The following is a 14,659-nucleotide window of genomic DNA, read 5'->3' on the forward strand; positions in this document are numbered from 1 at the left end:
CGGTGTCTCCTGAGGTCTCTCCTGCGGTCCGGTGATCGCAGGGGGCCCGTCAGGAACGAGAGCTTACAACCACTCGGGGAGCGTATCGCGGTTTATGATTTCCTCAAAGCTCGGTCTCCGGCGAATGACAGCGAATTGATCGCCATTCACCAGCACCTCGGGGACCAGTGCCCGCGTATTGTACTCCGAGGACATGACCGCGCCGTAGGCACCCGCCGAGCGGAAGGCCACCAGCTCGCCGGGGGCGACGGGTGGCATGGTGCGGCCCTTGGCGAACGTGTCGCCGCTTTCGCAGACCGGGCCGACGATGTCATAGGTGCTTTGCTCGGTGGCGGGGGCGGGTTCGATCACCGGGACGATGTCGTGATGCGCGTCGTACATCGCCGGGCGGATCAGGTCGTTCATCGCCGCGTCGAGGATCAGGAAGTCGCGTCCCTCGCCCTGCTTGAGATAGATCACCTCCGACACGAGGATCCCGGCGTTGCCGGCGATGAGCCGGCCCGGCTCGATCTCGATCTCGCAGCCCAGATCGCCGAGTTCCTCGCGGATCATCTGGCCGTAGTCGGTGGGCAGCGGCGGGGCCTCGTTGCTGCGGGTGTAGGGGATGCCGAGGCCGCCGCCGAGGTCGAGCCGCTGGATGTCATGGCCATCCTCGCGCAGGGCGTGGGTCAGATCGGCCACCTTGCGATAGGCGAGGCGGAAAGGCTCGAGATCGGTCAGCTGCGAGCCGATGTGCACGTCGATGCCGACCACTTTCAGCCCCGGCAGCTCAGCGGCGCGGGCATAGACCTCGCGGGCGCGGGCGATTGGGATGCCGAACTTGTTCTCGGATTTGCCGGTGGCGATCTTGGCGTGGGTCTTGGCGTCGACGTCGGGGTTCACCCGGATGGTCACCGGGGCGGTCAGCCCAAGGGTGACGGCGACCTCCGAGATCACCTCCATCTCGGGCTCGCTCTCGATATTGAACTGGCGGATGCCGCCGGTCAGCGCGGTGCGGATTTCGGCGCGGGTCTTGCCGACGCCAGAGAAGACGATGCGCTCGCCCGGTACGCCGGCGGCTTTGGCGCGGGCGTATTCGCCGCCCGAGACCACGTCCATGCCCGCACCGGCCTTGGCCAGTGTCTTGAGGATCGCTTGGTTCGAGGCGGCCTTCATCGCGTAGCACACGAGGTGCGGCCCCCAGCTCAGCGCCTCGTCGAACAGCAGGAAGTGCCGCAGCAGGGTCGCGGTGGAGTAGACATAGACCGGGCTGCCCACTTGCGAGACTATCTCTGGGAGGGGCACGTCCTCGGCGTGGAGAATGCCGTTGCGATAGAGGAAATGGTCCATGTCGGTCCCCGGATAACTGTTGCCGCCCTAGGGCTTCAGCGCCGGGATAAAGGATAACCCGTGGGAAGGGAACAGGGGCCGTCCGGGCTCAGATCGGGCGCGAGCGGAACCATAGATAGAGCGGCAGCCCGCAGCTCACGCCAATGAGGAAAGTGGCGGGGATCGCCAGCAGCGCGGGCCAGTTGCGGCGCACGGCGACCTCGGCGAGGATCCAGAGCGTAAGCGTGACGGCGGCGATCACCAGATCCCAGCTCAGCCCGGTCACCGCGGCATTTGCCTGCCAGGCGGCGAAGAGGCCGTTCAGCGACCAGCCGTTCTGCGAGAGCCAGCTGAGCAGGTAGACCATCGGATGAACCGCGCCCCAGAGCGCGAGCGCAAGCCAGAGGTGGCGCAGCCTCATGGATAGGCGACGCCCATTTTCACGGTGCCATGGACGCTGACGCCCGATGCGGCGGGGCGCTCTTTGGGTTCGGGGCGGGTTGGCGGGCCGTCGGCACCGCAGGCGGCGAGCAGTGCGACGAGGCCGAGAGCCAAAACGCTGCGGGTGATCATGGTCGTCCTCTAGGTCGTTGCACGCCCCTGAGCAGCGGGCGCGTTCACCATCGCCCAGGATGCTGGGCGCGACAAGTCAGGCGAGAAGAGAAAGGCGCGGCGCCTCAGGTGCCGACGCCGACGCGGACAGGACCGCGCCCCGCCGAGACGCCCACCGAAGGGTGGACGCCGCCGGGGCCGATGGACACGCCGGTATGAACCCTCGGGCCGCGGTTCGGATCCTCGCAGGCAGCGAGAAGCATGGTCACGGCGATCAGGGACAGTCCGGCGAGTCGTCTCATCCGAGGATTTCCTTCCAACGGGCCACCTGCTCGCGCACGCGGGCCGGGGCGGTTCCACCATAGCTCATTCGACTTGCCACCGAATTATGCACGCCGAGGACGTCGAAGATACCCTCGGTGATGGTGCCGTTGACCGATTGCATCTCTTCAAGCGAAAGATCGCTCAGATCGCAGCCCTTCTTTTCGGCCATGGCCACAAGTGCGCCGGTGACGTGATGGGCCTCGCGGAACGGCAGGCCGGTCTCGCGCACCAGCCAGTCGGCCAGATCGGTGGCGGTGGAGAAGCCCGAGGCGGCCGCGGCCTCGAGGTTGGCGACATTGGCGGTCATGTCGCGGACCATGCCTTCCATCGCGGCCAGCGCCAGCATCAGGTTGTCGGCGGCGTCGAAGACCTGTTCCTTGTCTTCCTGCATGTCCTTGGAATAGGCCAGCGGCAGACCCTTCATCACCATCAGCAGCGCAACGTTGGCGCCGAAGATGCGGCCGATCTTGGCGCGGATCAGTTCGGCGGCGTCGGGGTTCTTCTTCTGCGGCATGATCGACGAGCCGGTCGAGAAGCGGTCCGACAGGGTCACGAAGCGGAACTGGGCCGAGGACCAGATCACCAGCTCTTCGGCGAAGCGCGACAGGTGCATGGCGCAGATCGAGCCGACGCTCAGGAATTCCAGCGCGAAATCGCGGTCAGAGACGGCGTCGAGCGAGTTGGCCATCGGCCGGTCGAAGCCGAGCGCCTCGGCGGTCATCTGGCGGTCGATCGGGAAGCCGGTGCCGGCCAGCGCAGCCGCGCCGAGCGGAGATTCGTTCATCCGCTTGCGGGCATCGCGCATGCGCGACAGATCGCGGGCGAACATCTCGACATAGGCCATCATGTGGTGGCCCCAAGTCACCGGCTGCGCGGTCTGCAGGTGCGTAAAGCCCGGCATGACCCAGTCGGCGCCCGCCTCGGCCTGACCCAGCAGCGCCTTCATCAGCGCGAGGATGCCGCCCTCGGCGGCGTCGCACTGGTCGCGCACCCACAGACGGAAGTCGGTCGCCACCTGATCGTTGCGCGAGCGCGCGGTGTGCAGGCGGCCTGCGGGCTCGCCGATGATCTCTTTCAGTCGGGCCTCGACGTTCATGTGGATGTCTTCGAGCGCAGTGGAAAACGCGAAGTCACCCCCTTCGATCTCTGACAAGACCGTGAGCAGACCTTCCCGGATGGCCTCGGCGTCGCTAGTCTCGACGATGCCTGTGGCGGCGAGCATGGCCGCATGGGCCCTCGAGCCGGCAATATCCTGCGCCGCCAACCGCTTGTCGAAGCCGATCGAGGCGTTGATCGCCTCCATGATGGCATCGGGTCCAGCGGCGAAACGGCCGCCCCACATCTGGTTCGAGGTCTTGTCCGACATGCTCTGCCTTTCCGGAGGGAAGATGAAAAAACTGGCCTTGGCGATCCTCTATACCGCCGGTGTTGCGCTTGCAAATCCGGCGCTGGCCGATACCGAGGCCGCAAGCGCCCTTAGGGAAGGCGAAATGAAGAAGCTGGTCTTCCATGCGGCGCCAAAGCCGGTAGGGAGCGCGGGCTTCACCGACTTCGACGGCGGGCCCATGGCTCTGGCGGACCTGCAGGGCAAATGGGCGCTGGTGAACTTCTGGGCCACATGGTGCGCCCCCTGCCGCGAGGAGATGCCGGCGCTTTCGGCGCTGCAGGCGGACATGGGCGGCGCGGACTTCGAGGTGGTGACCATCGCCACCGGCCGCAACCCGCCACCGGCGATGCAGACGTTCTTCGAGGAGATCGGCGTCGACAACCTTCCGCTCTACCGCGACCCGAAATCGGCGCTGGCGCGCCAGATGGCGGTGCTGGGCCTGCCGGTCACGGTGCTGATCAACCCCGAGGGGCAGGAAGTCGCACGCATCACCGGCGACGTCGATTGGTCTTCCGAAAACGCCCGGGCGGTGCTTGCCGCGGCGATTGGCGGCGAGGAAGGCTGAGCCTGCAAGAAAAACAGGGCGGGGTCTCCCCCGCCCTGCGTCACTGGTTACACATTCTCCGGGCTGACAGCAGGTGCGCGCCGCCAGACCGATCTCGCGCCAAACCCGTTACAACAAAGGCGCCTCCGGCCATTGAGCTCCGCGAGACCAGCGCGTCCTGCAAAACTCTCGAAAATTCGTTAAGTTTCTATTTCAATGCCAACGATATTCTGATGGCCCGTGAGCGATCGCCGCTGCGCAGGTCGCGGCGCCAGCTTTCGCGCGGCGCGCCGAGGTCGTCGAGCGTGGTGCCGCCGATGGCGACAGGCCCCTTGCGGTCCCATTCCGTCCACGCCAGCCCGTCCTCGGTTTCGCGGGTCTCGCGCTGGCGGGTTTCGCGCCGGCCGTCCGCGTGGACGATGTCGTATTCGCAGGCGCCGAGCGTGCGGGCGCAGCTATAGGGTTCAAAGCGCGTCACATTGCCCTGCGCGGTGACGCTCAGCAGCACTTCGCCGCGCGTGTCGGTGTAATAGCGCCCGGCGTAGAGCGCATCCCCCGTGGCCCCGTCGTAGAGATCGAAACGGTACAGCCCCTCCACTTCACCCCGGGCGAGATGGCTGACCACATGGCCCTGATCGTCCTGCATCACCAGCAGCGAGCCCGGTGCGAGCCGCGGGGTCTCCATCGCGATGTCGGCGTGCACTGGCGCGGCCCCCAGCGACGCCAGAACGGCATAGAAAAAAAGACGCATGGCAGTGCGCTCCTCCTAGGCGGTCCCCCGAGCAGCAGGGAACACCCATCAAGGGTGCGGTCGATACGGCGATTTATCAAATTTTTGTCGCAAAGTGGGCCTTATTTTGAGGTGATCCGGTGACAATGTGCGCGGAAGACGGAGGAGTGTTTCCGGACTCGTGCGGCTGCCTCCGAATCTCTCCCGCCGAAGCGAGGGTGCGCGCCCTGATTTCGCCGGATTTCCTTGTCAGCGGCAGTAGCTGCCGGAGCGGTAGCGGGCTGTGTCGAAATGCAGGTGGTCCTTGTGAAAAGGATCGGACTCGGGGCCGAGCACTGTGCCGAACGGACCGCAGGCGCCGCTGTGCAGCTTGCGCAGGATGCGCCCCTCGGTGCTCCGGCCCCAGTCCTTCAGCACGGAGATCTCGCTGCCATCGTTCAGGCGGATCGCGGCGATGTCGATGGCGCGGCCTCGGGCGTGCTCGCTGATCTTGGCACCGGGCTGGTTGTTGCGCGAGCGGCAGGCGTAGCTGCCAGCAATGCGCAGCCCTGAGACGCCGCCCCCGGTCGAACCCACCGCGGGTTTCAGCGCGCGCTCGACCCAGGTCTTCAGGGCGCGGGCGGTGGGGCAGTCGATGGTGGCGCGGGTGCTGAGCGCGACGCCCGAGACCGTGCGCAGCTTGATCGCCTCGTCGATGCCACACCCCGAGATGCGCCCGGGCACGGCCCCGATGATGCTGCCCTGCAGGTCGGGATCGCCGCAGACGGCGCCGCGGGCGCGCTCTCGGCGGACCGCCAGCGCCTGTTCGACGATGGCTGGGCTGCGCGGGCTGGGGCGGAGCGATCTGGGGATCGCCTGCGGCGAGCGCGCGGCGAACGCCGTGCGCAGGGCGATGTCGCGGGGGGCGGGCCCGTGACCGAGGGCCGGGGCACCTGCGGGAGGGTCGGGATCGCCGAGCGTTGTGCCGAGCGGTGCGGGCCTGGCTTTCGGCCGCTCGAGCGCGCCGGTGGCGGTGACGGTGACCGAGGCAGGTTGCGGCGCCTCAATGAGCGCGCGCGCGACCGGACGCAGCGAGGCACCGGGGGCGGTTTCGGGCGCGGCAGAAAGCGGAGATGCGAGGAACATCATTGCCGCCAGTGCCGCTGCCCGAGAGATCATTTTTCCACCTTCACCCGTCCGAAATCCGGCGCATCCGTGTCCTGACCGGCCTGAAGGATGCCACGACGAATTTCCCGCGTCCGGGTGAAGTAGTCAAAGAGCAATTGCCCGTCGCCGGTGCGGATGGCGCGTTGCAGCGCAAAGAGCTCTTCGGTGAAGCGCCCGAGGATCTCCAGCGTGGCCTGCTTGTTGGTCATGAAGACGTCGCGCCACATGGTCGGGTCCGAGGCCGCGATGCGGGTGAAATCGCGGAAACCCGCGGCCGAGAACTTGATCACCTCCTGGTCCGAGACCCGGCGCAGGTCGTCGGCGACGCCCACCATCGTGTAGGCGATGAGGTGCGGCACGTGGCTCACCACCGCGCAGACGAGGTCGTGGTGTTCGACCTCCATCTGCTCGGTCTTGGCGCCGAGCGCCTGCCAGAAGGCCTCGACCTTCGCCGTGGCCTCCTCGGAAGCACCGTCCGGCACGATCAGGCACCAGCGATTGTCATAAAGCGAGGCGAAGCCGGCGCCCGGGCCGGAATGCTCGGTGCCCGCCATCGGGTGGGTCGGCACGAAGTTCACCCCCTCGGGCAGGTGCGGGCGCACCGCCTCGATGATCTCCTTCTTCACCGAGCCCACGTCGCTGACGGTGCAGCCGGGCTTGAGATGCGGCGCGATGGCCTCGGCGATCGGGCCCATGGCACCGACCGGCACGGCAAGGATCACCAGATCGGCGTCTTTCACCGCCGCTTCGGCGCTGTCCACGACCTCGTGGCAGAGGCCAAGGCGCTTTGCGGTCTCGCGCGTCTCTGCCGAGCGCGCGTAGCCGGTGACATGGCTCTCCATGCCCGCCCGCTTCATCGCCCAGAAAATCGACGAGGCGATCAGGCCGAGGCCGATCAGCGCCACCTTTCCGTAGGTCTGCGTCTCGCTCATCGGGCGCCGGCCTTGAACTGCCCCACCAGATGCGCCACGCGGCGGCACGACGCCTCGTCGCCCACGGTGATACGCAGCGCCTGCGGCAGCCCGTAGCCGGTGGTGCGGCGCACCAGAACGCCCTGCGACTGCAGGTAGGCGTCGCAGGCCTCGGCCTCGGCCTGCGATCCGAAGCGTGCGAGGATGAAGTTCGCGGTGGACGCATCCGACGACACGCCGTGCTCGGCCAGCGCCTCGCTCAGCCAAGCGCGCATGCGAGCGTTTTCCGCGCGGCACTTCTCGACGTAGGCGGTGTCGCGGATCGAGGCCTCGGCAGCGGTCAGCGTCAGGGCGGCGACGTTGAACGGGCCGCGGATGCGGTTCAGAACGTCGATGATCGCCTGCGGGCCGTAACCCCAGCCGATGCGCATGCCGCCAAGCCCGTAGAGTTTCGAGAAGGTGCGGGTCATGAAGACGTTGGGCCGGTCGGTGGCGAGCTTGGCGCCGCCATCGTAGCCCTCGACGTATTCCGCATAGGCGCTGTCGATCACCAGCAGCGCGGTCTCGGGAATGCCGTTCGCCAGCCGTTCGAGCTCGGCGAGGCCGATCATCGTGCCGGTGGGGTTGGCGGGGTTGGCGACGAACACCAGCCGGGTGCGCTCGGTGCAGGCGGCGAGGATGTTGTCGACGTTGACCACGCGATCCTGCTCGGCCACCTCGACGGGGGTCGCGCCGGCGGCCATAGCCGAGATCTTGTGCATGGCAAAGCCGTGTTCGGTGTGGATCACCTCGGTGCCCGGCCCGGCATAGGCCTGGCAGAGGAAGGCGATGATCTCGTCCGAGCCGGCGCCGCAGATGATCCGCTGCGGGTCGAGGCCCCAGGTCTCGCCGATGGCCTCGCGCAGGGCGGTGTGGTCCGAGGAAGGATAGCGATGCATTTCGTGCACCACGCGCCGGACCGCCTCCTGCGCCGCCGGGGAGGGGCCGAAAGGGTTCTCGTTGGAGCTGAGCTTGATGACGTTCGAGACGCCCGCCACATGCGACGCACCACCCACGTAGAGCTCGATGTCCATGATGCCGGGTTGCGGTTCGATGCCAGCCATATGCGGTCTTCCCTGAGACTAAGAGTGCCGCGCCTGCATAGCGCGACGCCGCGGCACATGCCAGTCTCGGGAACGGGCAGGCGGCCCTAGACGACGACCTCGTGGCGCTCCTGCTCACCGACCTCGAAGACCCGTTTGTAGCGGGCGATCTCATCCGCCGGACCCATCGCCTTGTTGGGGTTGTCCGAGAGCTTCACCGTTGGCTTGCCGTTGGCGCTGATTGCCTTGCAGACGAGGCTGAAGGGCGCCAGCCGGTCGTCGGGCGTGAGGCCGCGGAAATCGTTGGTCAGCAGCGTGCCCCAGCCGAAGGAGACCCGCACCCGGCCCGCGAACTTGTGGTAGAGTTCGAGGATCTTTTCTTCGTCGAGTCCGTCCGAGAAGATCACCAGCTTCTCGCGCGGGTCTTCGCCGCGCTCCTGCCACCAGCGGATGGCGATCTCGGCGCCGGTCTCGGGATCGCCGCTGTCGATCCGGATGCCGGTCCAGCCAGCCAGCCAGTCCGGGGCATTCCTCAGGAAGCCTTCGGTGCCATAGGTGTCGGGCAGGATCATCCGGAGGTTGCCGTCGTGCTCGCGGTGCCAGTCGGCCAGAACATCATAGGGCGCGCGGGCCAGCGCCGCGTCATCCTCGGCGAGCGCGGCGTAGACCATGGGCAGCTCGTGGGCATTGGTGCCGATGGCCTCGAGATCGCGGTTCTTGGCGATCAGGCAGTTGGAGGTGCCGGTGAACCCGTCGCCCAGACCCTCGACCATCGCCTGCACGCACCAGTCCTGCCACAGGAAGCTGTGGCGGCGGCGGGTGCCGAAATCGGCTATCTTGAGGCCGGGCTGCTGCCGCAGCCGCTCGATCTTCTCCCAGAGCTTGGTGGCGGCGCGGGCATAGAGCACCTGCAACTCGAACTTGCCCATGTGGTTGAGCACGGCGCGGCCGCGCAACTCCATCAGCACGGCGAGCGCCGGGATCTCCCACAACATGACCTCGGGCCAGCTGCCCTCGAAGGTCAGCTCGTACTGGTCGCCGACGCGTTCGAGAAAATAGGGCGGCAGGCGCAGGGTCTCGAACCACTCCATGAAGTCGGAACGGAACATCTGCCGCTTGCCGTAGAAGGTGTTGCCGCGCAGCCAGGTGCTTTCCCCGCGTGACAGGCTGAGCGAGCGGATGTGGTCGAGCTGTTCGCGCAGCTCGCCCTCGTCGATCAGCTTGGCCAGCGGCACGTTGCTGGAGCGGTTGATCAGGCTGAAGGTGACTTGGGTGTCACGCCGGTTGTGAAAGACCGACTGGCACATCAGCAGCTTGTAGAAATCGGTATCGATCAGCGACCGGACGATCGGGTCGATCTTCCAGCGGTGGTTCCAGACTCGGGTCGCGATTTCCACGGCGCACACTCCTCACGGGCAGTCGGGGCCCCTGTTACGCGAATGTGACAGGGAGGGCCAAGCGCTTTCTGCCTTTCCGGCAACGGCTTGCGGGACCGATTGTTCCCGTCCGCCGGCTCAGGCGGCGCGCGAGAGCTTCACGCCGGCGCCGTTCATGCCCGCTCGGGCGGCCGAAAGCGAGCCGTCGAAGTCGATGGCACGGCAGAGATCCTCGCGCACGGTTACAGCGAAATCGAGTTTCGCCGCATCCAGAGCCGAGTAGGTCACGCAGAAATCCGTGGCGAGGCCGACGAGCGTCAGCCGCTCGACTCCCCGCGTCCGCAGGTAGCCCTCGAGCCCGGTGGGCGTGCGGCGGTCGTTCTCGAAAAAGGCCGAGTAGCTGTCGATCGCCGGGTTGTGGCCCTTGCGGATGATAAGATCGGCGCGGTCGGTGTTCAGCGCCGGGTGAAACGCCGCGCCGGGGCTGCCGATGACGCAATGGTCGGGCCAGAGCACCTGCGCGCCATAAGGCATCTCGGTCAGATCATAGGGCGCCTTGCCCGGGTGGGCGCTGGCAAAGGACGAATGCCCGGCCGGGTGCCAGTCCTGGGTCAGCACCACCGCGTCGGCCTCGTCCATCAGCGCGTTGATCGGGGCGACGATCTCGTCGCCGCCGGGCACGGCAAGCGCCCCACCGGGGCAGAAATCGGTCTGGACGTCGATGACGATGAGCGCGTGCATGTCTCTGGGCCTCCGGGCATTTTCCAAAGGCTTACGCGCCGCGCCGCGCGCGCGTCAATGCTGCGGCAATCCGGTCGCTTGCCCGACTCGACCCTTGAGCGTAAATGCGCCCGCATGTTCACAGTCTGCGCCCTCTACCACTTCATCCGCTTCGACGATCCCGCTGTCCTGCGCGGACCGCTTCTGGACCTGTGCCTCGCCAATTCGGTCACCGGCACGCTGTTGCTGGCCGGCGAGGGGATCAACGGCACCATCGCCGGCCCGCGCGCCGGGGTCGATGCGGTGCTCGCGCATATCCGCGCGCTGCCCGGCTGCGCCGATCTGGAATGGAAGGTCTCCGAGGCCGCCGAGCGCCCCTTCGCCCGCATGAAGGTGCGGCTGAAGAAGGAAATCGTCACCATGGGTCAGCCCGGTGTCGATCCGCGCGCCAGCGTCGGCCATTACGTGGCGCCGGCCGACTGGAATGATCTGATCCGCTCGCCCGACGTGGCGGTGATCGACACGCGCAACGATTACGAGATCGCCATCGGCACTTTCGAGGGGGCGGTCGATCCGCAGACCGCCACGTTCCGCGAGTTCCCCGAGTGGTGGGCGCAGAACAAGGACCGCTTCCACAACAAGCGCATCGCTATGTTCTGCACCGGCGGCATCCGCTGCGAGAAGTCGACGAACTACCTGCTGAGCCAGGGCGTCGAGGAGGTCTATCACCTCAAGGGCGGCATCCTGAAATACCTCGAGGAGGTGCCCGAGGAAGACAGCAGCTGGCAGGGCAGCTGCTTCGTCTTCGACGGCCGCGTCTCGGTCGGGCACGGGCTGCGCGAAGGCCCGCACGAGCTCTGCCATGCCTGCCGCCGGCCGATCCTGCCCGAGGACCGCGCCCGCCCCGACTACGAGGAAGGTGTCTCGTGCCACCAGTGCGTTGCCGAGACCTCGGACGAGGACAAGGCGCGCTTCCGCGAGCGGCAGAAGCAGATCGCCCTCGCCAAGGCGCGCGGTGAGCGCCACCTGCATGCGGATACGCCGGGCGAAGGGCTGTAATCTGCTCCGCCTTGCTGGCCTTCCGATCGGTCCCGCGGTGCCTGTTCGCGGGATTTTCTTTTTGGACCCGCGGTGTCGCTGCCGGGGTGGCGCGGGGGTGTGCGTCATCCTCTCGGCAGCCAGATCGCGCGGACCGCGCGCCGGGCGTCTTCAGAAATAGCTTCGCACCAAGGCGCCCGAGAGCAGCGACCAGCCGTCGGCGATGACGAAGAAGGCGAGCTTGAAGGGGAGTGAGACGATGGCCGGGGGGACCATCATCATGCCCATCGACATCAGCACCGCCGCCACCACAAGGTCGATGATCAGGAAGGGCAGGAAGATCAGGAAGCCCACCTGGAAGGCGCGGGCGATCTCCGAAAGCATGAAGCTCGGCACCAGCAGCGACAGCGGGGCGTCGGGTGCGAGCGACGTGTCCTCCGTTTCCGGTCGCAGCTCGGCCATGGTCTCGAAGGTCGCCGGATCGCAGCGCGCCGCCATGAAGCCCCGGAACGGCGCGAGTGTGCGCTCGGTCGCCTCGGCCAGTTCGATGCGCTCGTCGAGCAGCGGCTCGATTCCCTGCTCCCATGCAGTGGTGAAGGTGGGCTCCATGACGAAAAATGTGAGAAGCAGCGCGAGGCTGACGATCAGCATGTTCGGCGGCGACTGCTGCAGCCCCAGGGCCTGACGCAAGATCGCCAGCACGGTGACGATGAAGGGAAAACAGGTCACCATCACCGCGATTCCGGGCGCCAGGCTGAGCAGGGTGACCAGCGCGATCAGTTGCAGGCTGACCGCGGCGACCGAGCCACCCGCGCCGAAATCCACCGAGACCTGCTGCGCCGCCGCGGCGCCCGGCAGCAGGTTGAGCAACGCAAGACCCGCGCCGAGACCCGCTCGCCCAAGGCGGCGCGCGGCGAGACGGCAGACGTGGCGGCGGCTGCACATGGTCAGCCCGGGCTCTGGATGTCCATCACCTCGAGCAGGCGCACTGCGAGCTGCGCGGTTTCGCCCTCCCCGGTGACCTCCAGCGCGCCGGTGCCAATCAGCTTGTCGCCAACGTAGAGCTCGACCGGGTCCTCGAGCCGGCGATCGAGGGTCAGCACCGAGCCTTCGCCAAGCTTCAGAAGCTCGCGTACAAGCGGGCGGGCACGCCCGACCGAAACGGTGATCTCGATCGGCACAGAGGTGAAGGCGGTGCTGCGCGCGCCACCCCCGGCGGGGCTGCCATCTTCGGCTCTCTCATCCATGTGCTGCACTCCTCCGGGTGTCATGGGCGAATCCCTCGACCGCACGGGTCACTTCCTCGAGAAGGCCGGTCATGTCGATCTGTCGTTCGGTCTCGCCGAAGCGCAGGTCGGCCTGCCCTTCGGCCAAGGTCTCGTCCTCCTCGAGCCGCAGCGGAAAGCCGAAGTCCTGGTCGAGCAGGGGGGCGACCCGTGCCGAGGTGCCCGGGGCCACGGCGATCAGCACCTCGCGCCGCGCGATCTCCTGCGCCATGGCGCTCAGCTGTTCGCGCAGGTGCAGTCCGAGGGTCTCGTGCAGCAGCCGGGGCAGCAACGCCCGTAGCATTTCCTCGAGCAGCGGCGTCACCGCGTCGAGCATCTGCCGGTAGGCCTCGTTGTAGGTGAAGGAGAGATCCTGGAGGTTCTGCGAGAAATCGCTGGCGATCCGGCCGGATTCCTCGGATTGCGCCGTGATCGCGTCGTCCCAGCCTGCGCGGTAGCCGGAATCGAAGGCCTCCAGTTTCAGCGCGTCGACCTGCTCCGTGCCCGATTCGGCCGCTGTCACCTCGGGCCTCGGGGGGCGGCGCGAGAAATCTTCGAGAAAATTGCGCAGGTCGCTCACTTCGCCTCTTCCTTCTCATCGAGCCAGCTGCGCAGGATCTCTACCGTTTCGGTCTTGCGCTCTTCGATGAGGGCGCGCAGGCGGTCCACAGGATCCTCCTCGGCGGGAGAATCGAAATCGACCATGCCGAGCCCGCCGAAATCGGGTCCGCTGCCCAGCGAGGCGAGCGGGGCGAAGCCGTCGTCCTCCTCGATTTCGCCGCTCAGCGCTTCAGGTGCGGAGCCGGCGCCGGGAAGCGCAAGCGGCGCGGCAGCGCCCTTCCCGGCGAGAATCGGGCGCACTACGAAGAGCCCGAGGATGAGCGCGACGCCGGCGAGCACGCCGAGCTGGATCAACGTCATCGGGTCGAGCGGCATGGAGACCCAGCTCGGCTCTATGGGGCCGGTCCCCAGGCCCTCGGGTCGCTCGAAAGGCAAGGAACGCAAGGTGATCTCGTCGCCACGCGCCTCGTCGAAGCCGACGGCGGAGGCGACGAGATCGCGCAGCGCCGCGAGCTCCGCGTCGGGCAGGGGCACGAAGGTCTGCGTGCCGTCGGTGGCGGTCTCGAACCGGCCATTGACCAGCACCGCGACGGTCAAGCGGCGTACAGCGCCGGGCACGCGGGTGATTTCGCGGAGAGTTTCAGATACCTCGTAGTTCACCCGTTCGCGCGTCTCGCTGCTCTGGCTCGAGGAGGACTGGTTGCCTCCGGCCTCCCCGTCCGGGAGGTTCGAGGCGACGGTTACATTCGGGCTGCCGCTGTTCTGGTCGCTGTTGCTCTCTTCTTCGGTGTCGGTCGAGATCGCGACGCGGCCTTCGGGGTCGAAGCGCCGTTCTCGGATCGATTCGCTCTCGGTCACCGTATCGACGCTGACCTCGACCACGGCGTTCCCGCTGCCGACCCGCGCCTCCATCAGGCGCTGCACGCGGTCGCGCAGCGCCAGCGCACGGTCTTCGGCGCTGCGGCCGCTGCCGGGCTCGTCTTCGCTGCCGATGAGACCGGCGAGGCTGTCGATCACCGCCACCTCCTCGGGCACGAGCCCGGGAACGGCCGAGGCGACGAGATATTTCAGCGCGCGCGCCTGTGCCGGGGTGATCGCCGGCCCAGCGACGGTGACTGAGATCGAGGCGGAGGGCGTGACCTCCCGCTGGAAGGGATTCGCGCTGGAATTCGCGATGTGTACGCGGGCTGCGGCGATGAGCGGGCTGGCGACGATGGTGCGCGCCAGTTCCCCCTCCTTGGCGCGCCAGTAGGCGGCATCGAACATCTGCGAGGTGGTGCCGAACCCGGACAGGGTATCAAGCAGCTCGTAGCCTTGGGTGCTGTTCGCCGGCAGCCCCTCGCTGGCAAGGGTCATACGCAGCGCATCGCGCTGTGCGTCGGGCACGAAGATCGCGCCGCCGCGCACCTCGAAGGGGATGCCGCGCGATTCCAGCGCCTCGACCACCTCGCCAGCGGCGCCGTTCTCGAGCCCGGCGTAGAGCAGTGACATGGGCGGCGCACTGGCAACGCGGGCAAGCCCGAAAACCGCCAGTATCATCGCCAGCGTGGCCCCGAGGGCCACCGCGCGGCGGCGCGGGGTGAGCGTGTTCCAGACTGTCGCGAGCTGCTGCAAGTGGTCCTCCGTCTCGGCTCCGGCCGGTGCTGCGGTCGGAGGGCCGGGATGCCCCGGAGGTCAGCCCCGGGGAATGTCAGATGAATGCATGTTTGGCCGAT

The 14,659-nt window shown here is 67.4% G+C and carries 17 protein-coding genes; 2 read left to right on the plus strand and 15 right to left on the minus strand.

The features are described from left to right. Positions 1–63: 63 nt before the first annotated feature. From lysA to argH, 5 genes are all read right to left on the minus strand, one after another. A complete protein-coding gene (lysA, locus tag CEW88_RS01090) occupies positions 64–1,329 on the minus strand; it encodes a diaminopimelate decarboxylase (protein WP_108964302.1) in 1,266 nt (421 codons plus the stop codon). Positions 1,330–1,417: 88 nt separating this feature from the next. Next, positions 1,418–1,729 carry a DUF2834 domain-containing protein gene (locus CEW88_RS01095; protein WP_108964303.1) on the minus strand — a complete coding sequence of 104 codons (312 nt, stop codon included), beginning with the start codon at positions 1,727–1,729 and terminating at the stop codon, positions 1,418–1,420. Beyond that, entirely contained in the window at positions 1,726–1,881 is a 156-nt protein-coding gene (locus CEW88_RS01100; RefSeq protein WP_193989045.1) for an argininosuccinate lyase, read from the minus strand. Before CEW88_RS01100 ends, CEW88_RS01095 begins: the two co-directional genes overlap by 4 nt. A 104-nt stretch (positions 1,882–1,985) precedes the next feature. Next, on the minus strand, positions 1,986–2,162 hold the full coding sequence (locus CEW88_RS24405) for a hypothetical protein (RefSeq protein WP_159099527.1): 177 nt from the start codon (positions 2,160–2,162) through the stop codon (positions 1,986–1,988). After that, positions 2,159–3,550: an argininosuccinate lyase gene (gene argH / locus CEW88_RS01105; RefSeq protein ID WP_108964304.1), complete on the minus strand. Its 1,392-nt coding sequence runs from the start codon at positions 3,548–3,550 to the stop codon at positions 2,159–2,161. The genes CEW88_RS24405 and argH overlap by 4 nt, the downstream gene beginning before the upstream one ends. 22 nt (positions 3,551–3,572) lie before the next feature. Here argH and CEW88_RS01110 point away from each other — a divergent pair, with 22 nt between their 5' ends. Next, on the plus strand, positions 3,573–4,136 hold the full coding sequence (locus CEW88_RS01110) for a TlpA family protein disulfide reductase (protein WP_108964305.1): 564 nt from the start codon (positions 3,573–3,575) through the stop codon (positions 4,134–4,136). 187 nt (positions 4,137–4,323) lie between these two features. Here the strand turns inward: CEW88_RS01110 and CEW88_RS01115 are convergent, their stop codons facing one another. The 6 genes from CEW88_RS01115 to pncA all read right to left on the minus strand — a co-directional run bounded on the left by CEW88_RS01115 (position 4,324) and on the right by pncA (position 10,101). Further along, on the minus strand, positions 4,324–4,866 hold the full coding sequence (locus CEW88_RS01115) for a hypothetical protein (RefSeq protein WP_108964306.1): 543 nt from the start codon (positions 4,864–4,866) through the stop codon (positions 4,324–4,326). A 228-nt stretch (positions 4,867–5,094) separates the two neighbouring features. After that, entirely contained in the window at positions 5,095–6,003 is a 909-nt protein-coding gene (locus CEW88_RS01120) for an extensin-like domain-containing protein (RefSeq protein ID WP_108964307.1), read from the minus strand. Next, the gene (locus CEW88_RS01125; RefSeq protein ID WP_108964308.1) at positions 6,000–6,923 is read right to left on the minus strand and encodes a prephenate/arogenate dehydrogenase family protein; all 924 of its coding nucleotides are present in this window, start codon (positions 6,921–6,923) and stop codon (positions 6,000–6,002) included. Before CEW88_RS01125 ends, CEW88_RS01120 begins: the two co-directional genes overlap by 4 nt. After that, complete coding sequence (hisC, locus tag CEW88_RS01130; RefSeq protein ID WP_108964309.1) at positions 6,920–8,005, minus strand: histidinol-phosphate transaminase; 1,086 nt, start codon at positions 8,003–8,005, stop codon at positions 6,920–6,922. Before hisC ends, CEW88_RS01125 begins: the two co-directional genes overlap by 4 nt. Before the next feature lie 86 nt (positions 8,006–8,091). Further along, positions 8,092–9,381: a nicotinate phosphoribosyltransferase gene (pncB, locus tag CEW88_RS01135; protein WP_108964310.1), complete on the minus strand. Its 1,290-nt coding sequence runs from the start codon at positions 9,379–9,381 to the stop codon at positions 8,092–8,094. A gap of 117 nt (positions 9,382–9,498) precedes the next feature. Next, complete coding sequence (gene pncA / locus CEW88_RS01140; RefSeq protein ID WP_108964311.1) at positions 9,499–10,101, minus strand: bifunctional nicotinamidase/pyrazinamidase; 603 nt, start codon at positions 10,099–10,101, stop codon at positions 9,499–9,501. Positions 10,102–10,215: 114 nt separating this feature from the next. On the opposite strand from pncA, the gene trhO reads away from it, so the two are divergent. Further along, positions 10,216–11,139 (plus strand): oxygen-dependent tRNA uridine(34) hydroxylase TrhO, encoded by a 924-nt coding sequence (trhO, locus tag CEW88_RS01145; RefSeq protein WP_108964312.1) that lies wholly within the window; start codon positions 10,216–10,218, stop codon positions 11,137–11,139. A 150-nt stretch (positions 11,140–11,289) separates the two neighbouring features. Here the strand turns inward: trhO and fliP are convergent, their stop codons facing one another. Genes fliP through fliF form a run of 4 tightly spaced genes read right to left on the minus strand, consistent with a single transcriptional unit; the run spans position 11,290 to position 14,558 of the window. Further along, positions 11,290–12,063: a flagellar type III secretion system pore protein FliP gene (gene fliP, locus CEW88_RS01150; protein ID WP_108964313.1), complete on the minus strand. Its 774-nt coding sequence runs from the start codon at positions 12,061–12,063 to the stop codon at positions 11,290–11,292. Between the two features lie 2 nt (positions 12,064–12,065). Further along, positions 12,066–12,365, minus strand: a complete 300-nt coding sequence (locus CEW88_RS01155) for a FliM/FliN family flagellar motor switch protein (RefSeq protein WP_108964314.1) — start codon at positions 12,363–12,365, stop codon at positions 12,066–12,068. Beyond that, the gene (locus tag CEW88_RS01160; protein WP_108964315.1) at positions 12,358–12,963 is read right to left on the minus strand and encodes an ABC transporter ATP-binding protein; all 606 of its coding nucleotides are present in this window, start codon (positions 12,961–12,963) and stop codon (positions 12,358–12,360) included. The genes CEW88_RS01155 and CEW88_RS01160 overlap by 8 nt, the downstream gene beginning before the upstream one ends. After that, positions 12,960–14,558, minus strand: coding sequence for a flagellar basal-body MS-ring/collar protein FliF (gene fliF / locus CEW88_RS01165; RefSeq protein WP_108964316.1), 1,599 nt, complete (start codon positions 14,556–14,558; stop codon positions 12,960–12,962). The genes CEW88_RS01160 and fliF overlap by 4 nt, the downstream gene beginning before the upstream one ends. Positions 14,559–14,659 lie beyond the last annotated feature (101 nt).

It is taken from the genome of Alloyangia pacifica (assembly GCF_003111685.1).
GTDB lineage: Bacteria > Pseudomonadota > Alphaproteobacteria > Rhodobacterales > Rhodobacteraceae > Salipiger > Salipiger pacificus_A.